This is a genomic window from Streptomyces djakartensis (genome assembly GCF_014651075.1).
Lineage (GTDB): Bacteria > Actinomycetota > Actinomycetes > Streptomycetales > Streptomycetaceae > Streptomyces > Streptomyces djakartensis.
In genome coordinates, this window is sequence record NZ_BMWE01000007.1 from 1 (window position 1) to 19,337 (window position 19,337).

The following is a 19,337-nucleotide window of genomic DNA, read 5'->3' on the forward strand; positions in this document are numbered from 1 at the left end:
GCACCACCGTCGTCGTCGCCCCGCCCCGGCCGACCGCCCGGCCCGTGACCTGGGCCCGCGAGGACCCGCCCGGCGGCGGCCCCCTCGCCGCGCTCGACGCCGGCCTCCGGCGCACCACGGCCGAACACGTTCTGCTGCTCTCCGCGGACCTGCCGTTCCTTCAGGAGCGGACCGTCGACCGGCTGCTGGACACCCTGCGGCACAGCGGCGCTGACGGGGTTCTGCTGACCGACCCCGACGGCCGTGACCAGCCGCTCGTCGCCGCGTACAGCGCGTCGCGGCTGCGCTCGACGCTCGCCGTCCTCGCCGGCCGCCACAGCTCTCTCACCGGTCTCCCGCTGCGGCGCCTCGTCGCCGAGCTCACTCTCACCCGAATCTCCGACCCCGTCGCATCCTTCGACTGCGACACCTGGGGCGACATCGCCACCGCCAGGGCACGTATCAGGGAGCATGGGCACGTGTTGGATGAATGGATTTCCGCCGTCAAGGACGAACTGGGGATCGACCTCGATGTCGACACCCGCGGCCTGCTCGACCTCGCCCGCGACGCCGCCCACGGGGTGGCCAGGCCCGCGGCGCCGCTGACCACCTTCCTCGTCGGCTACGCCGCCGCGCGGGCCGGTGGCGGCCCCGAGGCGGTCGCCGAGGCCTCCCGCAGAGCCGCGGCCCTCGCCACCCGCTGGGCGGCGGAGACCGCCTCCGACGGCCAGGGGGACGTCGCCCCCGACGCCACCCCCGACACCCGCCCGGACGCCGGATGACCCCGCACGGCGCCCGCGCCGGTGAGGAGGACCTCGACGTCGAGGAGGTGCTCGCCCTCGTGAGGAACAGCAACGGCAACCAGCCGTCCGAACCCGCCGGACGAGGCGAGGCGGACAGCACCCGCCCACCCCACAGGCCGGATCCCCGCCACCACGCCACCGCATGGCCGCAGGCCCGGGCCATCGCGGAGCGCACCGCCCGGAGCACCGCCCGGGCCGCCCGCCGCGCCCCCGTCTCCGCGCCGCTCGAAGCCGCCCTCGGCCTCACCCTGGCCACCCCTCTCGACGCCCTCACCGACCTCCCCTCCTTCGACACCTCAGCGATGGACGGCTGGGCGGTCGCCGGCCCCGCCCCCTGGGACGTGCGGGACGAGGGCGTCCTGGCCGGACACTCCACACCGGCGCCGCTGACCGACGGCGGGGCCGTCCGGATCGCCACCGGCGCCCGCATCCCCCCGGACACCACCGCCGTCCTGCGCAGCGAGCACGGCCGCACCGACGCCACGGGCCGCCTGTACGCGACAAGGGACATCGCCCCCGGCCAGGACATCCGCCCGCGCGGCCAGGAATGCCGCAGCGGTGACCAGTTGCTCCCGGTCGGCACGCTCGTCACGCCGGCCGTCCTGGGGCTCGCCGCGGCCGCCGGATACGACACGGTCGAAGCCGTCCCGCGCCCCCGGGCCGAGGTGCTGGTCCTCGGGGACGAGTTGCTCAGTGAGGGACTGCCGCACGACGGCCTGATCCGGGACGCACTCGGCCCGATGCTGCCGCCCTGGCTGCGGGCGCTCGGCGCCGAGGTCATCGCCGTACGACGCGTCCGCGACGACGCCGGCGTCCTGCGCCGGGCGATCACCTCGTCAGACGCCGATGTCATCGTCACGACCGGCGGCACCGCCGCGGGCCCCGTCGACCACGTGCACCCCACCCTGAGCCGTATCGGCGCCGAGCTCCTCGTGGACGGCGTCCAGGTGCGCCCCGGCCACCCCATGCTGCTGGCGCGCACCACCGAGACCCAGCACCTCGTCGGTCTGCCGGGCAACCCGCTCGCCGCCGTCTCCGCGCTGCTGACCCTCGCCGAGCCGCTGCTGCGGACCCTCGCGGCACGCCCGGCCCCGGAGCCGTACACCTGGCCGCTCAGGGACGCCGTACAGGGGCACCCGCACGACACCCGGCTCGTCCCCGTGGTCCTGCGGGGCGACGAGGCCATCCCGCTGCACTACAACGGCCCGGCCATGCTGCGCGGCATCGCGGCGGCCGACGCGCTGGCCGTCGTGCCGCCGGGCGGTACCCGCCCGGGTCAGGAGGCGGAACTGCTCGACCTGCCCTGGGCGTCCGCAGGAATCGGGGTGTGTTTCACGTGAAACTTCCGGGCCAGGACGCGATCGCCCGCCCCGCGGTCTCGATCGCCAGGCCGGACGTCTGCGTGCTCATGCTTCGGGGCCTTCCATGCATGTGGGTCACGCATGGGGGCCGGACCACCACGCGGGCGCGGTGGTCCCCCGGGACGGAGCGGACTCGGTCCGGGGACCCGGGGGTACGGTCCCTTCATGCATGCGATCACGATTCCCGAACCCGGTGGGCCCGAGGCGCTGGTCTGGGACGAGGTCCCGGATCCCGAGCCCGGCGAGGGTGAGGTCCTGGTCGAGGTGGCGGCCGGTGCCGTCAACCGGGCCGACCTCCTGCAACGGCAGGGCTTCTACGACCCGCCGCCCGGCACCTCCCCCTACCCCGGCCTGGAGTGCTCCGGGCGGATCGCCCAGGTCGGCCCCAAGGTCTCCGGCTGGAGTGTCGGCGACGAGGTGTGCGCGCTGCTCTCCGGCGGCGGTTACGCCGAGAAGGTGGCCGTCCCGGCCGGGCAGCTGCTGCCCGTGCCGAAGGGCGTCGAGCTGAGGCAGGCCGCGGCGCTGCCCGAGGTGGCCTGCACCGTCTGGTCGAACGTGTTCATGATCGCCCACCTGCGCCCCGGCGAGACCCTGCTGGTGCACGGCGGCTCCAGTGGCATCGGCACCATGGCCATCCAGCTCGGCAAGGCGGTGGGGGCCCGGGTGGCCGTCACCGCGGGCACCAAGGAGAAGCTGGACCGGTGCGCCGAACTGGGCGCCGACATCCTGATCAACTACCGCGAGCAGGACTTCGTCGAGGAGGTCAGGAAGGCCACCGACGGCGCCGGTGCCGACGTCATCCTCGACAACATGGGCGCCAAGTATCTGGAGCGCAACGTCAGGGCCCTCGCCGTCAACGGCCGGCTGGCGATCATCGGCATGCAGGGCGGTGTCAAGGGCGAGCTGAACATCGGCGCCCTGCTCGCCAAGCGCGCCGCCATCAGCGCGACGTCCCTGCGGGGGCGTCCGCCGGCGGAGAAGGCGGCCATCGTCGCGGCGGTGCGCGAGCACGTCTGGCCGCTGTTCGCCGGTGGCCGTCTGCGCCCCGTCGTCGACCGCGAGCTCCCCATGCCGGACGCGGCCGCCGCCCACCGGGTGGTGGAGGAGAGCAGCCACGTCGGCAAGGTGCTGCTGATCGCCCCGGGGGAGGCCTGAGAAGCCGGGGCCGCCCCGGGCACCAGATCCGGGGCCCGTCCTAGACCCGCCGCAACCGCAGCGCGAAGAACGCGAGCCCCAGGCCGAGGCCGATCAGGACCAGGCCGCTGCCCAGCGGCAGGATCCGCAGCACCGGGCCGACGGGACGGTCGGCACGCGCGGGGGTGTCCCGGACGGGCTCCTCGGGCGCGGAGGGCACGGGGGCGGCTTCCTCGGGTTCCTCGGTGACAGCGGTGGCGTCACCGGTGTCCGGCTCGGCCTCCTCCGGCAGCCCCGGCAGCCCCGGCCGCCCCGGCCGCTCCCGCCCCTCACCGGCCCGGGTCCCCGCGCGCGAGGGCTTGCCGGGGGCGGACGGGGTCGCGAGGGCGAAGTCCCGGGCTGCGTCATCGCCGGCCAGGGCGTCGTGGGCACGGACGCCATACGCGGGGACGGGCCCCGGGGCTTCGACCGCCCGGACAGACGGGACGGCTCCGGACGAGACGCCGGCCCCGTACGGTGAGACGACCGCACCCGCCCCCAGGGCGGCCACCAGTCCCGCCGCCCGCAGTGCGCGCTGCCATGGAGTCACGTGGGTGACCCCCTCCCGCCGTGCCCGTCAGGGCAAGATCGGCAAGTTCGGTCATGTCACGGCAATCAGCCTCACACCGGTGACCGCGTACGGCATTTCGGGTACGGCCGTTGGGTGGACCGCTGAGGGTTCAGCCGTTCGGGAGGAACCCGGCGCCCGGCCAACTCGTCTTCTCCAACACGGTGGATCAGCCTCCCGTAGGGGCACCACAGAAATGACGTGCAGGCGTGCGAGAGAATGGCGGCATGGAGATGCCGAGAAACGAACGGTCGCCCGAGAACCCGCAGATCCTGGTCGTGGGCCAGGACGGCATGGCACTCGGCGGCGGCGGTGGAGACGACGACTCCCGCGAGACCCCGGTCACGGAACAGGTGGAGCAGCCCGCCAAGGTCATGCGGATCGGCAGCATGATCAAGCAGCTTCTCGAGGAAGTGCGGGTGGCTCCCCTGGACGAGGCCAGCCGGGCCCGGCTCAAGGAGATCCACGCCAGCTCGGTGAAGGAGCTGGAGGACGGTCTGGCGCCCGAGCTGGTCGAGGAGCTGGAGCGGCTCTCCCTGCCGTTCACGGACGAGGTGACGCCCAGTGACGCGGAGCTGCGCATCGCGCAGGCCCAGCTGGTCGGCTGGCTGGAGGGGCTCTTCCACGGGATCCAGACGACACTGTTCGCCCAGCAGATGGCGGCCCGCGCCCAGCTGGAGCAGATGCGCCGCGCCCTGCCGCCGGGCGTCGGCCACGACGGCCACGAGGACCACCAGCCGGGCATCCGCTCCGGCGGTCCCTACCTGTAACGCGCCCGCACAGGCACGAACCGGAGCGAGGGGCCCGGCGGCCGAAGCCGCCGGTCCTCCCGATCGCACCGGTGGTCAGGACGGCGGGTTGCCCGTGGAGACGCTGAGCTCGATCTCGGGCATGTCCTCCGGATCGACGTCGGCGCTCTTGGACGGGGACTGCTGAATGACGGTGCCCTCGCCGTAGGTGTTCTCGTCCAGGTCGATGATCTTCGACTCCCAGCCGGCCGCCTCCAGGCACGCCTTGACCGAGGTGATGTCCTTGAACCTGAAGTCCGGGATCCGGATCTTCTCGGGGTCGCTGTACGACTCCCGCGGCTCCGTGCACTCATCGGTTTCGATCACCCGAGACGTGTCAGGGCCGCGGTAACCGGGCTTCTCGGCAGCCGCCGAGGCCGTCGGACCCGGGCCGCTGCCCCCGCCACCCTGGTCGTCCTCGCCCCCACCGCCGGTCACCAGCAGGGCCGTGATCAGTCCGCCGACCACGACGACGGACACGACGACCGAGCCGATGGCCAGCCCTTTGCCGCCCTTGCCGCTCCCGGAGGGGGCGGGCGCGCCCTGGGGCGTGAGGGTGTACGGCGGCGGAGTCGACGGGCCGGTCTGCGGGGCGTACGCGGCCGGGGACGGCGTCGGATAGCCGCCCTGCTGCGGATAGCCGTACGCCGGGGCCGGCGCGGCCGGGCCGTACGGGTTGGGCTGCGGGGCCGGCTGGTACGGCGTCAGGACCTGGCCCGCGGGCGGCGGGGCCGCCTGGTCGACCGACGGGAACACGGCCGAGGCGACGCCCGCGCCGCTCGGGGTCCGCGCGCCCGGGACGATGCTCGGCGGCGTGGCGTGGAAGGAGGCCGCCACCCGCAGGCACTCTTCGCGCATCGCCTCGGCGCTCGGGAAGCGCTCGTTCGGATTCTTCTTCAGGGCACGGGCGATCAGCGCGTCCACGGCCGGGGGCAGCGCGCGGTTGACCGAGGACGCGGCCGGCGGCTCCTCCTGGACGTGCGCGTACGCGATGGCCAGCGGCGAGTCCGCCTCGAACGGCAGCCTCCCGGTGACCAGTTGGAACAGCATGATGCCGACCGAGTACAGGTCGGAGCGGGCGTCCACACCGCGTCCGAGGGCTTGTTCCGGCGAGAGGTACTGCGGGGTGCCGACGACCATGCCGGTCTGCGTCATCGACGTCACACCGGACTGCATGGCGCGGGCGATGCCGAAGTCCATGACCTTGACCACGCCGCGCTTGGTCATCATCACGTTGCCCGGCTTGATGTCCCGGTGGACCAGCCCCATTTCGTGGCTGATCTCCAGCGCGGCCAGTACGTCCGCGGTGATCCTCAGTGCCTTGTCGGCGGGCATCGCGCCCTGCTGCCGCACGTCCTCGTCGAGGACCGAGCCGAGCGGGCTGCCCTCGACGTACTCCATGACGATGTAGGGGACCGGCACGCCGTCGACGCTGTCCTCGCCGGTGTCGAAGACCGCGACGATGTTGGTGTGCGTGAGCTTGGCCACGGCCTGGGCCTCACGGCGGAACCGTTCACGGAAGGCTTGTTCCCGACCGAGATCGGTGTGAAGTGTCTTGATCGCGACCTGCCGGTCGAGCACGCTGTCGTACGCGAGGTGCACCGAGGCCATGCCCCCCTGGCCGAGGAGATCACGCAGCTGGTAGCGGTTGCCCGCGAGCGCGCGCCCCGCGTACCGGCCCTGTGCGCCGTCCTGGCTCATGACCCGTTTCCCCCGTAGCCCTTGATGGCGCCGCCGACTTGTGCCGATCCGTCGTTGATCCAAACCGCCATTCCCGGCCAAGTCTGCCCCAGGGCAGTGACACGTCAAGCGCGGTGCCCGTTCCGTGACCGTACGCGAAAGAAGCGCTGCGGAAGCGTTACAGGGGAGGTGCGGCCGGTGCACAGAATTTGCACGAGAGTACGGAGTAAAGGTTTCATGGCGCGTCCGTCCCGTGCCGGTCCTGGCATCCCGTCTCGGACCGGAGGCTTGCGCGGAGGCTGTAGCGTGGCCGACGGAGACCGTAACAACACCGCGCGCACCGCGGGCAGAAACGACGGCGAGGACTGATGGCACAGCAGCAGCGCGCTCAGGGCCCGTCCGACCCCGAGGCGAGTGGCGGCGGGATGTCGGAGGCGCCGGAGTCCTGGGGTAACGGCGGGCTGGTCGGGGACGGCCGGTACCGGCTGACCGGGAGACTCGGCCGGGGCGGCATGGCCGAGGTGTTCGCCGCCGAGGACGTCCGTCTCGGGCGCACCGTCGCCGTCAAGCTGCTCCGTTCCGACCTCGCCGAGGACCCGGTGTCCAAGGCGCGCTTCACGCGTGAGGCGCAGTCGGTCGCCGGCCTCAACCACCACGCGATCGTCGCCGTTTACGACTCCGGCGAGGACTTCGTCGGCGGCCAGTCCGTGCCCTACATCGTCATGGAGCTGGTCGAGGGCCGCACCATCCGCGACCTGCTGCTCAACGCGGAGGCGCCGGGCCCCGAGCAGGCGCTGATCATCGTCTCCGGTGTCCTTGAGGCGCTGGCCTATTCGCACCAGCACGGCATCGTGCACCGCGACATCAAGCCCGCCAACGTCATCATCACGCACAACGGCGCGGTGAAGGTGATGGACTTCGGCATCGCCCGCGCCCTGCACGGCGCGTCCACCACGATGACGCAGACCGGCATGGTCATGGGCACCCCGCAGTACCTGTCCCCCGAGCAGGCGCTCGGCAAGGCCGTCGACCACCGCTCCGACCTGTACGCGACGGGCTGCCTGCTCTACGAACTCCTCGCGCTGCGGCCCCCCTTCACCGGTGAGACGCCGCTGTCGGTGGTCTACCAGCACGTCCAGGACATCCCGACGCCCCCGTCCGAGGTCTCCGACGCCTGCCCGCCGGAGCTGGACGGCCTGGTCATGCGCTCCCTCGCCAAGGAGCCCGACGACCGTTTCCAGACGGCCGAGGAGATGCGCGGGCTGGTCCAGTACGGGCTCCAGATGCTCTACGACCAGGGCGGCCACACCGGCACCTGGAACACCGGCCCGGTCACCACGCCCGACGGCCGGCGGACCCCGTCGGGCGGCTTCGCCCAGACGGCAGTGATGGGCTCCGCAGGGGACGCCTCCGGCACCGCGCAGATCCCCTCGCCGATCCTGCCGTCCGGCTACGGCGGCGGGGACGAGGGCGGCTTCGAGGGCCATGGCAACAAGGGCAGTGGCCGCGGCAAGCTGTGGATCCTCGCCGTCCTCGCGGTGATCGCCGTCGCCGCGGGTGTCGCCCTGGCGCTGCAGAACACGGGCGGCGGCAAGGACACTCCGGAGAAGAAGCCGTCGCCGACCGCCTCGAAGACGGCCGAGAAGGAGAAGCCCAGCGAGACGCCGAGCAGCGAGGAGACCAGCGGGCCCACCGACACGTCCACGGACGACGGCGGGGGCACCGGCACGGGCGGCGGCAGCGGGCAGTGGCCGCCGACGTACTCCCCGTCCTACTCGCCGTCGCAGAGCGCGCCCGAGACGCCCCCGGACCAGCCGACGGACCAGCCGACCTCCGCCGCGCCGACCGGTGAGCCGACCGGTGAGGAGCCCACGGACCCGGAGACGCCGCCGGACGACACGGGCGGCACCGACGCGGGCGGCGCGACCGGCGTCGTCGGCGGCGCGGGCGACGGCGAAGGCTGACCCGGCGGCAGCGGGAAACGGACGATCCACGCGCGCGTGGGGCCCGGAAAACGGGCTCCACGCGCGCGTGCGTTTCGGCGCGCCGGAAAGTGGACTCTTCCCGTGACCTGGGTCACCGGGTTAACGTGCGGTTGCTCCGGCCTCCTGCAAGGCTGTGACCAGGGCCCTTCCCAGCCTTCCCGATTTACTTGGAAATCCAAGCAAAATCGCAGGTCAGGTGGGGTTTCACAGACATGTGGCGCACTGGGTAACGTGCTTTTTGCAGGGCGCTCGCCGGGGCACCTGTCACGCCTGTTCCCGGCCGAGTGACACCCACCCCGTGTCCCGGTGGCCGAGAACAGGTGAGCCGCACTGGCCTGCCGGCAACCCCGGGGGCCGGACCGACGGAGGAGCACACGTGACCGTGGAGAGCACTGCCGCTCGCACACCGCGACGCAGCGCCGGAAGCAAGGCCGGCACCACCGGCACCAAGCGCACCACCCGCACCACCGCCAAGAAGGACGCCGGCACGCAGAAGGGCACCGAGCCCCAGCTCGTGCAGCTGCTGACGCCCGAAGGCAAGCGCGTCAAGAACGCCGAGTACGACAAGTACGTCGCCGGTGTCACCCCGGAAGAGCTCCGCGGCCTCTACCGCGACATGGTTCTCACCCGCCGCTTCGACGCCGAGGCCACCTCCCTGCAGCGCCAGGGCGAGCTGGGACTGTGGGCCTCCCTGCTCGGTCAGGAGGCCGCCCAGATCGGCTCCGGGCGGGCCCTGCGCGACGACGACTACGTCTTCCCCACCTACCGCGAGCACGGCGTCGCCTGGTGCCGCGGGGTGGACCCGACCAACCTGCTCGGCATGTTCCGCGGCGTGAACAACGGCGGCTGGGACCCCAATGGCAACAACTTCCACCTGTACACGATCGTCATCGGCTCCCAGACCCTGCACGCCACCGGCTACGCCATGGGCGTCGCCAAGGACGGCACGGACAGCGCGGTGATCGCCTACTTCGGCGACGGCGCCTCAAGCCAGGGCGACGTGGCCGAGTCGTTCACCTTCTCCGCGGTCTACAACGCCCCGGTCGTGTTCTTCTGCCAGAACAACCAGTGGGCCATCTCCGAGCCCACCGAGAAGCAGTCCCGCGTCCCCATCTACCAGCGTGCCCAGGGCTTCGGCTTCCCGGGCGTCCGGGTCGACGGCAACGACGTGCTCGGCTGCCTCGCGGTCACCCGCTGGGCCCTGGAGCGGGCCCGCGCCGGCGAGGGCCCGACCCTCGTCGAGGCGTTCACCTACCGCATGGGTGCCCACACCACCTCCGACGATCCCACCCGCTACCGGGGCGACGAGGAGCGCCAGGCCTGGGAGGCCAAGGACCCGATCCTGCGCCTGCGCCGCTATCTGGAGGACTCAAACCACGCGGACGAGGGATTCTTCGCGGAACTGGAGGACGAGTCCGAGGCGTTGGGCAAACGAGTGCGCGAGGCGGTCCGTGCCATGCCGGACCCGGACCACTTCGCCATCTTCGAGAACGTCTACGCGGACGGACACGCGCTGGTCGACGAGGAGCGCGCCCAGTTCGCCGCGTACCAGGCGTCGTTCGCCGACGAGGGGGGCAACTGAAATGGCTGAGAAGCTGGCTTTGGCCAAGGCGATCAACGAGTCGCTGCGCCGCGCCCTGGAGTCCGACGACAAGGTCCTGATCATGGGCGAGGACGTCGGCAAGCTCGGCGGTGTCTTCCGCGTGACGGACGGCCTGCAGAAGGACTTCGGGGAGAGCCGCGTCATCGACACGCCGCTCGCCGAGTCGGGCATCGTCGGCACGGCGATCGGGCTGGCCCTGCGCGGCTACCGCCCGGTGGTGGAGATCCAGTTCGACGGCTTCGTCTTCCCGGCCTACGACCAGATCGTCACGCAGCTCGCGAAGATGCACGCCCGCTCGCTGGGCAAGGTCAAGATGCCGGTCGTCGTCCGCATCCCGTACGGCGGTGGCATCGGGGCGGTGGAGCACCACTCGGAGTCCCCCGAGTCCCTGTTCGCGCACGTGGCGGGCCTGAAGATCGTCAGCCCGTCGAACGCGTCGGACGCGTACTGGATGATGCAGCAGGCCATCCAGAGCGACGACCCGGTGATCTTCTTCGAGCCCAAGCGCCGCTACTGGGACAAGGCCGAGGTCAACACGGAGGCGATCCCGGGCCCGCTGCACAAGGCGGCCGTGGTGCGCCCCGGCACGGACCTGACCCTCGCCGCCTACGGCCCGATGGTCAAGCTCTGCCAGGAGGTCGCGGACGCGGCCGCCGAGGAGGGCAAGAGCCTGGAGGTCCTGGACCTGCGCTCGGTCTCCCCGATCGACTTCGACTCGATCCAGGCGTCGGTGGAGAAGACGCGCCGCCTGGTCGTCGTGCACGAGGCCCCGGTGTTCTTCGGCTCCGGCGCGGAGATCGCCGCCAGGATCACGGAGCGCTGCTTCTACCACCTGGAGGCCCCGGTACTCCGGGTCGGCGGCTACCACGCGCCGTATCCGCCGGCCCGCCTGGAGGAGGAGTACCTGCCGAACCTGGACCGGGTACTGGATGCCGTCGACCGCTCGCTGGCGTACTGAGGAGAGGGTCGTGACGACGATGACGGAAGCGTCCGTGCGCGAGTTCAAGATGCCCGACGTGGGCGAGGGACTCACCGAGGCGGAGATCCTCAAGTGGTACGTCCAGCCCGGTGACAAGGTCACCGACGGCCAGGCGGTGTGCGAGGTCGAGACGGCGAAGGCGGCCGTCGAGCTGCCCATCCCGTACGACGGAGTGGTCCGGGAGCTGCACTTCCCGGAGGGCTCCACGGTCGACGTGGGCACGGCGATCATCGCGGTGGAGGTGGGCGGAGGGGCCGGACCCGCGCCCGCCGCCGAGCAGCGGCCCGAGACCCCGAAGGCCGCCGAGGAGCCCAAGCCCGAGGGCTCCGGCCGCCAGCCGGTCCTGGTGGGGTACGGCGTGGCGGCCTCGTCCACCCGCCGTCGCCCCCGCAAGGGCCCGGAGGTCCCGGTCCAGCAGGCCTCGACACCGCTCCAGACGGAGCTGAACGGCCACGCGCCGACGGCCCCGGCCGCACCGGCCCCTGCCCCGGCCGCGCCCGCCGCGGCAGGCGCGGACCGCCCGCTGGCCAAGCCCCCCGTCCGCAAGCTGGCCAAGGACCTGGGCGTCGATCTGACGGTGGTCGTCCCGAGCGGCCCGGACGGCATCATCACGCGGGAGGACGTGCACGCGGCGGTGGCCGCCGCCGCGCCGAAGGCCGCGGAGCAGCCGGTGGAGCCCGCGCCCGCCTCCGCCGCCCCCGCACCGGCGTCGTACGACACGGCGCGCGAGACCCGGGTCCCGGTCAAGGGTGTCCGCAAGGCGACGGCGGCGGCGATGGTCGGCTCGGCGTTCACCGCGCCGCATGTCACGGAGTTCGTGACGGTCGACGTGACGCGCACGCTGAAGCTGGTCGAGGAGCTGAAGGAGGACAAGGAGTTCGCGAACCTGCGCGTGAACCCGCTCCTGCTGATCGCCAAGGCGCTGCTCGTCGCGATCAGGCGCAACCCGGAGATCAACGCGTCCTGGGACGAGGCGGCCCAGGAGATCGTGGTCAAGCACTACGTGAACCTCGGCATCGCGGCGGCGACCCCGCGCGGCCTGATCGTCCCGAACATCAAGGACGCGCACGCCAAGACGCTGCCGCAGCTGGCCGAGTCGCTGGGCGAGCTGGTGTCGACGGCGCGGGAGGGCAAGACGTCCCCGGCGGCCATGCAGGGCGGCACGGTGACGATCACCAACGTCGGCGTCTTCGGCGTCGACACGGGCACCCCGATCCTCAACCCGGGTGAGTCCGCGATCCTCGCGGTCGGCGCGATCAAGCCGCAGCCATGGGTCCACAAGGGCAAGGTGAAGCCCCGTCAGGTCACCACCCTGGCCCTCTCCTTCGACCACCGCCTGGTCGACGGCGAACTGGGCTCGAAGGTCCTGGCCGACGTGGCGGCGATCCTGGAACAGCCGAAGCGGCTGATCACCTGGGCGTGAGGTGACGGCGACGGCCCCCTGCCCCACCCGTATGCTGTTGGCGAATTCGTGCAGCGAGCGGTAAGTGTCCGCTCAGTCTCAGCGACACGCCGTACACCCAGCGTGTCGCTGAGACTCAAACGACAGCCGTGGTCCCGACCGGATTTGCCAACAGCATCCGACCGGGGCGGGGCCGTCGGCGTCTGCCCTGGGGGTGAACCAGCGGTTTCCTCCTTCCCCCGGTGGGGCTTGGCGTCACACCGTAGGTTGACCCCATGATCAAGGGGGCGAAGACCACGACGGAAGCCGTGGCACCGGCGGGCGCGGGCGGGACGAAGGACGGCGTGGGGCGGTCCTCGCTGCTCATGGCGCTGGGCACGATGGTGTCCCGGGCGACCGGGCTGATACGGCAGGTGTTACAAGGTGCGGCGCTCGGCACGGGGCTGCTCGCGAGTACGTACAACACGGCGAACACGGTGCCGACGAGTCTGTACACGCTGCTGATCGGCGGCGCGCTCAACGCCGTGCTGGTGCCGCAGCTGGTGCGGGCCCGGGTTACGCAGCCCGACGGCGGGCGGGACTACGAGCAGCGGCTGGTGACCCTCGTCGTCACCGTTCTGGCCATCGGCGCCGCCCTGGCCGTGTGGGCCGCTCCGGGGATCGTCGGGCTGTACATGCGGGACACTCCGGAGAGCCACGAGGCGTTCGAGCTGACCGTCGTCTTCGCCCGGTTCCTGCTACCGCAGATCTTTTTCTACGGCCTCTTCGGCATGCTGGGTCAAGTCCTCAACGCGCGGGAGAAGTTCGGCGCGATGATGTGGACGCCGGTGCTCAACAACGTCGTGCTCATCGGCATGTTCGGGCTGTATCTGGGACTCATGACCGTGCCCGAGCGGGTGGAGGACATCACCGCGGCACAGGTGCGGCTGCTCGGGATCGGCACCACGGCCGGGATCGCCGTTCAGGCCCTGGCGCTCCTCCCCTTTGTACGGGCAGCGGGCTTCCGGTTCCGGCCACGGTTCGACTGGCGTGGGGCCGGGCTGGGGGCGGGCGTCCACGCGGCCAAGTGGACGCTGCTGTTCGTGCTGGCCAACCAGGTCGCCCTGACGGTCGTCACGAACTACGCCAACGCCGCCGACCAGGAACTGCCGGAGGCCGGAGCGGGCTACACCGCGTACACCTATGCGCAGACCATCTGGATGCTGCCGCAGTCCGTCGTCACCGTCTCCCTGGTGACGGCCCTGCTTCCCCGTATGAGCAAGGCCGCGGCCGAGGGCCGGGTCGCGGACCTGCGCGCGGACCTGTCCCGCGCCCTGCGCGTCACTGGCGTCGTCATCGTGCCCGCCGGATTCCTCTTCCTCGCCCTCGGCCCGCAGATCTCCGCCCTGCTGTTCGCTCATGGGGCCGCCGATGCCGCCTCCGCCCAGCCGCTCGGTCAGATGCTGCAGGCCTTCGGGCTCGGGCTGATCCCGTTCTCCGCCCAGTACCTGTTGCTGCGTGGGTTCTACGCCTTCGAGGACACCAGGACACCGTTCTTCATGGCCGTGTGGATCGGGGCGGTGAACATCGCCTTGGCCACCGCCTGCCATCTACTCCTGCCTGCCCGCTGGGCCGTGACCGGCATGGCCGGCGCCTACACCTTGTCGTACGCCGTCGGACTCGTCATGACCGCACGGCTGCTGCGCCGGAAGACCGGCGGCCGGCTCGACGACGGAGCCCTGCGCCGTACCTACGCCAAGCTGCTGTGCGCCGCCGGCGTCGCCGCCGCGGTGGGCTGGACGGTCGCGCGCGCCTGCGCCGCCGTCATGGGTGACGGCATTGGGCCCACCGCGCTCACCACGGTCGGGGCGACGTTGGCGCTCGCCCTCACGTATCTCGCCCTCGCCCGGCTGCTGAAGGTCGGTGAGTTGCGGCGGGCGCGGCGTTGAACGTCCGTTCGCCGAGAGTCGCAGGTGGGCGAGGCCGACGAGAGCAGTCCCGCGGACACAGGCGAAGGGGGGCTCGCCGCCGGCTGCGGCGAGCCCCCCTTTCGTTGTGCTGTCCTGCGTTCCTACCTGGCGAAGCCGTAGTTGAGCAGCTTCGTCGCGTCCGCCTTGCGCGTGGGCCCGTCGGTCGAGGCGAGAACCGTGCCGATGACCGTCTTGCCGTTCCGCGTGGCGGCGAAGACCAGGCAGTACCCGGCCTCCGGGCCGGAACCGGTCTTCACGCCGATCGCGCCGCTGTAGCTGCCGAGCAGCGGGTTGGTGTTCTCCCACGGGGCCATCGTCCGCGTGCCGCCGGACTTCGTGGTCGTCGTCGCCGTGTACTTCTTCGTCTTGACGACCGTGCGGAACGTGGAGTTCTTCATGGCCGCGCTGGCGAGCTTGGTCAGGTCGCGCGGCGTGGAGTAGTTGCTGCCCTTGCCGATGCCGTCGAACGAGTCGAAGTGGGTGTTCTTCAGGCCCAGTTCCTTGGCGGTGGTGTTCATCTTGCCGATGAACGACTCCACGCGCTTGGCCCGCGTCGAGCCCGCGCCGAACTTGTCGGCGAGGGCGTACGCCGCGTCGCAGCCGGACGGCAGCATCAGCCCGTACAGCAGCTGGCGGACGGTGACCTTGTCGCCGACGATCAGCTTGGCGTTGGACGCCCAGTTGTTCTCGACGATGTAGTCGCTGTACGCCTTCTGGACCGTGACCTTGCTGTCCAGGTTGAGGTTCGACTGCTTCAGCACCACCAGAGCGGTCATGATCTTGGTGGTCGAGCCGGTCGAGCGGCGCGTGTCGGCCGCCTTGGTGTAAAGCGACGTGCCGGTCGCGTTGTTCATCGCATAGCCGCCCTTGGCGGCGATGGTGGGCGCCGAGGGCGCGGCCTGCGCCGGCGCGACGGTGAGGGCTCCGGTCGTGAGCATGGCGCCGGTGGTCACGGCGACGGCCGCAGCTCTGCGGAGACGGTTGCCCTTAATGCCGGTTATCAAAGGAAGTACCCCGATTGTCTTGAATGCCCCTACGGTGCGGCCGGATTGAGGACGAGGGGAAAGGGGCCGCACGTGTCTGTCTCGTAACTAGCACAGATGGTTGTGCCTTGGTCGGACAGGGCCCCGACTTTGCCGCAGATGTGTGACATTCACGTCCGGATCGTGGACGGATCGGGGCATGCGTACCTGTTGTATCTATGCTGTCGGCATGACCCTGTCCGTGAAGCAGCCCCCCGCCGCCGACCGCGTCTACAGCCACGTCAAGCAGGGCGTGCTGGAGCGGCGTTACGAGGGCGGGTCGCTCCTGACCGAGGGTGAACTCGCCGAGGCCGTCGGGGTGTCGCGCACGCCGGTGCGCGAGGCGCTGCTGCGGCTGGAGGCCGAAGGTCTGATCAGGCTCTACCCGAAGAAGGGCGCCCTGGTCCTGCCCGTCTCCGCCCAGGAGATCGCCGACGTGGTGGAGACGCGGCTGCTCGTCGAGGAACACGCGGCCCGCAAGGCCGTACCCGCGCCCGCGGGGCTCATCGAGCGCCTCGAGGAGCTGCTGGCCCGGCAGAAGCGGCAGGCCGCCGCCGGAGACCTGGCCGCCGCCGCCGTCACCGACCGCTGCTTCCACGCCGAGATCGTCCGCAGCGGCGGCAACGAGATCCTCTCCCGCCTCTACGACCAGCTGCGGGACCGTCAACTGCGCATGGGCGTCGCCGTGATGCACTCCCACCCCGACCGGATCGCCAAGACCCTCGCCGAGCACGAGGAGATGCTCCACGCGCTGCGCGCCGGGGACGCCGAGGCGGCCGTCGCGCTCGTCCGGCGGCACGTCGGCTGGTTCTCCCACCTGGCCCGGGGGGAGGTCCGATGAGCTCGACGACGCTGCCGGGCGACCCCCCGGGCGGCCGACGGGCCCTGGCCGTCTGGGGCATCGGCGTCTCGGTCTACTTCGTCGCGGTCATCTTCCGCACGTCCCTCGGCGTCGCCGGCCTCGACGCGGCCGACCGCTTCCACGTGGGCGCCTCCGCCCTCTCCACCTTCTCCATCCTCCAACTGCTGGTCTACGCGGGCATGCAGATACCCGTCGGCCTGCTCGTCGACCGGCTCGGCACCAAGAAGGTGCTGGGGCTCGGCGCGGTGCTGTTCACGGCCGGGCAACTGGGCTTCGCGTTCTCCCCCACGTACGGCATGGCGCTCGCCTCCCGGGCGCTGCTCGGCTGCGGTGACGCGCTGACGTTCATCAGCGTGCTGCGGCTGGGCACCCGGTGGTTCCCGGCCCGGCGCGGGCCGCTCGTCGCCCAGTTCGCCGGCCTGGCCGGCATGGCGGGCAACCTGGTGTCCACGCTCGTCCTGGCACGGCTGCTGCACGGCATCGGCTGGACGCCCGCGTTCGCGGGCAGCGCGGCCGCCGGGGCCGTGGTGTTCGTGCTGGTCCTGCTGTTCCTGAAGGACCACCCGGAGGGCCACGAGCCGGAGCCGCTGCCGCACCAGGGCGCGGCGTACGTACGGCGCCAGATCGCCGCCTCCTGGCGGGAGCCCGGCACGCGGCTCGGCCTGTGGGTGCACTTCACGACCCAGTTCCCGGCAATGGTGTTCCTGCTGCTGTGGGGCCTGCCCTTCCTGGTCGAGGCGCAGGGGCTGTCCCGGGCCGCGGCCGGTGAACTCCTCACCCTCGTCGTGCTGTCCAACATGCTCGTCGGCCTGGTCTACGGCCAGATCGTCGCCCGGCACCACGAGGCGCGGCTGCCGCTCGCGCTCGGCACGGTCGGCACCACGGCGGCCCTGTGGGCGGCGACGCTGGCCTACCCGGGCGCGCACGCCCCGATGTGGCTGCTGGTCGTGCTGTGCACGGTGCTCGGGGCTTGCGGGCCCGCGTCGATGATCGGTTTCGACTTCGCCCGCCCGGCGAACCCGCCCGAGCGGCAGGGCACGGCCTCCGGCATCACCAACATGGGCGGCTTCATCGCCTCCATGACGACCCTGTTCGCCGTCGGGGTGCTGCTGGACGCCACCGGCGACGACTACACCGTGGCCTTCTCGGCGGTGTTCGTGCTCCAGGCGCTCGGGGTCACACAGATCCTGCGACTGCGCAAGCGGGCGGCGCGCAGGGAGCGCGAGCGGTTGGTGGCGAGCCGGGTGGAGACGGTGCACGTGCCGGCGTAGGTCATCGGGCCGCCCTCACCGGCACGAGGGTGAGATAGGCGAGTCCGAGGACGCCCCGGTAGGTCAGCCAGGCGGCCCGGTGACGGTCGAGGCGCTCCCGGGTCCCGGCGGCCAGCGGGTGGCCGGGGTGCTCGGCGAGCCAGACCTCGGCGTCCGCCTGGTACGCCGACTCGAACGCCTCCCATTCGTCGAGGCTCGCCGTCTCCGTCCACTCCGGCCTGAAGCCCGCGTCGATCGCCAGGTCCGTGAGGGTGGCGAGGTCGTGGTGGTCGGTGACGGCGGCGCCCGGCCACATGCGGGACAGTTCATCTTCGGTCGGGGTGCGCTGCCAGAAGCCCTCGCCGAGCAGGACGCGGCCGCGGTCGGTGACGAGGCGGCGGAGTCCGGCGAGGGCTTCGGGGAGGCGGTCGCCGAGGGCCTGGCTCGCGCCGACGCACAGGACGAGGTCGGCGGGGCCGCGGGTGGTGCCGGTGGCGGACTCCTCGACGAAACGGGCCCGTTCCGTGAGGCCGCGCGACGCGGCGCTCTCCCGGCCGCGGGCCAGGTCGCCGGCGTCGAGGTCGACACCGAGGCCGGTCGCCTGCGGGGCGGCTTCCAGGAGGCGCAGCATCAGCTCGCCCCGGCCGCAGCCGATGTCCAGGACGGTCTTCGGGGTGTTGCGGGCGAGGCGAGCCACGAGCTGGTCGGCCCGGGCCTCTGAGAGGGGGCCGTGGAAGGTGAGCCGGGTGCGGTGGGGTATGCCGGTGCCGGATGTGGTCATGGCAGGAACGCTACGGGCGCCGGCGGGCGGTCGGCACGGGCTTTTCGGTGCCCGGGCCGGGTGGGTGCGCAGCTCGGCGCGACGAGGTGCCGCTGCGCACCCGCCCCCGAGATCTCGGCTCCTCCCCCAAGTTCTCGGTTTCGCTCGAACAGGGAGGACCCCCATGAGCGAGGGGGACCCCATCGCCCCAGCGGCACGTATGCCCGCAGCTGAGACGCGGTGCCTTACTTCGTCACCGTGAGGTTCCTCAGGATGGCCGCCGTCAGCTCCGGGTCGCCCTCCGTCTTCACACGGTCCGCCACCGTCTCCGGTGTCACACGGCCGCAGGCCAGACGGACGTACGTCTCCCAGTCGAGGGTGAGGGTCGCGGCGGGGCCGAGCGCGGGGGCCGTTTCGAGGGTGCCGCGGCCCTGGATGTCGACGCGGATCGTGCGCAGGAACTCGACGGGGCCGTGGACGTCGAACACGACGGCCGAGCTGCGCGGGGCCTGGGCGTCCTCGGCGACCACGCGGGGCAGTTCGGCGAGCAGCACGTCGCGGGCGATGTGCGCGCCGGGGGAGTCGAGGTTGCCGGGCCGGCCCAGAGCCGTGCGCAGGTCCTGTTCGTGCACCCACACGTCGAAGGCGTGGCGGCGCATGGACTCCTCCAGGGTGAGCTCGGCCCCGAGCGGGCCGCGCACCTTCGTGCCCGGGTCACGCGCGTCGTTGCGCAGCTGGCGGTTGCGGCGGATGATCACGTACTCCAGCTCGGAGGTCATCTCCGGCGCCGTGTGGTGGCGGCGGACGTCGACCTGCATCTCCATGTAGCGCTGGTGGTCGTTGGTGACGTGGAACAGGTCGCGCGGCAGCGAGTGGATGGGCCGTGGGTCGCCGAGCATCTCGCAGTCCAGCCCGATGACATGGGAGACCACGTCCCGCACCGACCATCCGGGGCACGGCGTCCGCCGGTTCCAATCGGCCTCCGCGAGCGGCTGGACCAGCTGGGATATCGCTTCGATGGAGTGGGTCCAGGCGTCGGCGTAGGGCTGGAGGGTGGGATGCAGACTCACGGAACGGGACCCCTCGGCGGTCGGTGCACGGGCAGGTGGTGGCGGCGTTGCCAGTGGGAGGTGGCGGCTGTCGGCGGGCGTCTTGCGAGCTAAGTTACGCTGC

General features: G+C 71.9%; 16 protein-coding genes. 11 read left to right on the forward strand and 5 right to left on the reverse strand.

Features of this window, described 5'->3' with window-relative positions; translation table 11 throughout:
- From IE212_RS13315 to IE212_RS13325, 3 genes are all read left to right on the forward strand, one after another.
- The coding region (locus tag IE212_RS13315; RefSeq protein WP_190198015.1) for a DUF6457 domain-containing protein at window positions 1–761 on the forward strand (761 nt) is incomplete at its 5' end.
- The gene (locus IE212_RS13320; protein WP_190198016.1) at window positions 758–2,122 is read left to right on the forward strand and encodes a molybdopterin molybdotransferase MoeA; all 1,365 of its coding nucleotides are present in this window, start codon (window positions 758–760) and stop codon (window positions 2,120–2,122) included. The genes IE212_RS13315 and IE212_RS13320, both read left to right, overlap by 4 nt.
- 186 nt (window positions 2,123–2,308) lie before the next feature.
- Window positions 2,309–3,298 carry an NAD(P)H-quinone oxidoreductase gene (locus IE212_RS13325; RefSeq protein WP_190198017.1) on the forward strand — a complete coding sequence of 330 codons (990 nt, stop codon included), beginning with the start codon at window positions 2,309–2,311 and terminating at the stop codon, window positions 3,296–3,298.
- A gap of 40 nt (window positions 3,299–3,338) precedes the next feature.
- Here the strand turns inward: IE212_RS13325 and IE212_RS13330 are convergent, their stop codons facing one another.
- Window positions 3,339–3,866 (reverse strand): hypothetical protein, encoded by a 528-nt coding sequence (locus tag IE212_RS13330; RefSeq protein WP_190198347.1) that lies wholly within the window; start codon window positions 3,864–3,866, stop codon window positions 3,339–3,341.
- A 245-nt stretch (window positions 3,867–4,111) separates the two neighbouring features.
- On the opposite strand from IE212_RS13330, the gene IE212_RS13335 reads away from it, so the two are divergent.
- Window positions 4,112–4,654, forward strand: coding sequence for a bacterial proteasome activator family protein (locus IE212_RS13335; protein WP_190198018.1), 543 nt, complete (start codon window positions 4,112–4,114; stop codon window positions 4,652–4,654).
- A gap of 75 nt (window positions 4,655–4,729) precedes the next feature.
- On the opposite strand, the gene IE212_RS13340 is transcribed toward IE212_RS13335, so the two are convergent.
- A complete protein-coding gene (locus IE212_RS13340; RefSeq protein WP_190198019.1) occupies window positions 4,730–6,373 on the reverse strand; it encodes a protein kinase domain-containing protein in 1,644 nt (547 codons plus the stop codon).
- 347 nt (window positions 6,374–6,720) lie between these two features.
- Here IE212_RS13340 and IE212_RS13345 point away from each other — a divergent pair, with 347 nt between their 5' ends.
- From IE212_RS13345 to murJ, 5 genes are all read left to right on the forward strand, one after another.
- Window positions 6,721–8,316, forward strand: a complete 1,596-nt coding sequence (locus IE212_RS13345) for a protein kinase domain-containing protein (protein WP_190198020.1) — start codon at window positions 6,721–6,723, stop codon at window positions 8,314–8,316.
- Between the two features lie 397 nt (window positions 8,317–8,713).
- The gene (pdhA, locus tag IE212_RS13350; RefSeq protein WP_190198021.1) at window positions 8,714–9,919 is read left to right on the forward strand and encodes a pyruvate dehydrogenase (acetyl-transferring) E1 component subunit alpha; all 1,206 of its coding nucleotides are present in this window, start codon (window positions 8,714–8,716) and stop codon (window positions 9,917–9,919) included.
- Window position 9,920: 1 nt separating this feature from the next.
- Window positions 9,921–10,898: an alpha-ketoacid dehydrogenase subunit beta gene (locus IE212_RS13355; RefSeq protein WP_190198022.1), complete on the forward strand. Its 978-nt coding sequence runs from the start codon at window positions 9,921–9,923 to the stop codon at window positions 10,896–10,898.
- Between the two features lie 10 nt (window positions 10,899–10,908).
- Window positions 10,909–12,342, forward strand: coding sequence for a dihydrolipoamide acetyltransferase family protein (locus IE212_RS13360; protein ID WP_190198023.1), 1,434 nt, complete (start codon window positions 10,909–10,911; stop codon window positions 12,340–12,342).
- 254 nt (window positions 12,343–12,596) lie between these two features.
- Window positions 12,597–14,249: a murein biosynthesis integral membrane protein MurJ gene (murJ, locus tag IE212_RS13365; protein WP_190198024.1), complete on the forward strand. Its 1,653-nt coding sequence runs from the start codon at window positions 12,597–12,599 to the stop codon at window positions 14,247–14,249.
- A gap of 122 nt (window positions 14,250–14,371) precedes the next feature.
- Here murJ and IE212_RS13370 read toward each other — a convergent pair whose 3' ends face one another.
- Window positions 14,372–15,274, reverse strand: a complete 903-nt coding sequence (locus IE212_RS13370) for a D-alanyl-D-alanine carboxypeptidase family protein (protein WP_190198025.1) — start codon at window positions 15,272–15,274, stop codon at window positions 14,372–14,374.
- Window positions 15,275–15,482: 208 nt separating this feature from the next.
- On the opposite strand from IE212_RS13370, the gene IE212_RS13375 reads away from it, so the two are divergent.
- Window positions 15,483–16,133: a GntR family transcriptional regulator gene (locus IE212_RS13375; protein WP_190198026.1), complete on the forward strand. Its 651-nt coding sequence runs from the start codon at window positions 15,483–15,485 to the stop codon at window positions 16,131–16,133.
- Entirely contained in the window at window positions 16,130–17,425 is a 1,296-nt protein-coding gene (locus tag IE212_RS13380; protein ID WP_190198027.1) for an MFS transporter, read from the forward strand. Before IE212_RS13375 ends, IE212_RS13380 begins: the two co-directional genes overlap by 4 nt.
- Window position 17,426: 1 nt before the next feature.
- On the opposite strand, the gene IE212_RS13385 is transcribed toward IE212_RS13380, so the two are convergent.
- Together IE212_RS13385 and IE212_RS13390 are read right to left on the reverse strand one after the other, a co-directional pair.
- Window positions 17,427–18,185, reverse strand: coding sequence for an SAM-dependent methyltransferase (locus IE212_RS13385; protein ID WP_190198028.1), 759 nt, complete (start codon window positions 18,183–18,185; stop codon window positions 17,427–17,429).
- A 224-nt stretch (window positions 18,186–18,409) separates the two neighbouring features.
- Complete coding sequence (locus IE212_RS13390) at window positions 18,410–19,234, reverse strand: maleylpyruvate isomerase family mycothiol-dependent enzyme (RefSeq protein ID WP_190198029.1); 825 nt, start codon at window positions 19,232–19,234, stop codon at window positions 18,410–18,412.
- Window positions 19,235–19,337: the final 103 nt, after the last annotated feature.

Bases quoted from the DNA above. Each gene is read 5' to 3' on its own strand.
- IE212_RS13320 (WP_190198016.1), top strand. From the start codon at position 758: ATGACCCCGCACGGCGCCCGCGCCGGTGAGGAGGACCTCGACGTCGAG.
- IE212_RS13325 (WP_190198017.1), top strand. From the start codon at position 2,309: ATGCATGCGATCACGATTCCCGAACCCGGTGGGCCCGAGGCGCTGGTC.
- IE212_RS13335 (WP_190198018.1), top strand. From the start codon at position 4,112: ATGGAGATGCCGAGAAACGAACGGTCGCCCGAGAACCCGCAGATCCTG.
- IE212_RS13340 (WP_190198019.1), bottom strand. From the start codon at position 6,373: ATGAGCCAGGACGGCGCACAGGGCCGGTACGCGGGGCGCGCGCTCGCG.
- IE212_RS13345 (WP_190198020.1), top strand. From the start codon at position 6,721: ATGGCACAGCAGCAGCGCGCTCAGGGCCCGTCCGACCCCGAGGCGAGT.
- IE212_RS13355 (WP_190198022.1), top strand. From the start codon at position 9,921: ATGGCTGAGAAGCTGGCTTTGGCCAAGGCGATCAACGAGTCGCTGCGC.
- murJ (WP_190198024.1), top strand. From the start codon at position 12,597: ATGATCAAGGGGGCGAAGACCACGACGGAAGCCGTGGCACCGGCGGGC.
- IE212_RS13375 (WP_190198026.1), top strand. From the start codon at position 15,483: ATGACCCTGTCCGTGAAGCAGCCCCCCGCCGCCGACCGCGTCTACAGC.
- IE212_RS13380 (WP_190198027.1), top strand. From the start codon at position 16,130: ATGAGCTCGACGACGCTGCCGGGCGACCCCCCGGGCGGCCGACGGGCC.
- IE212_RS13385 (WP_190198028.1), bottom strand. From the start codon at position 18,185: ATGACCACATCCGGCACCGGCATACCCCACCGCACCCGGCTCACCTTC.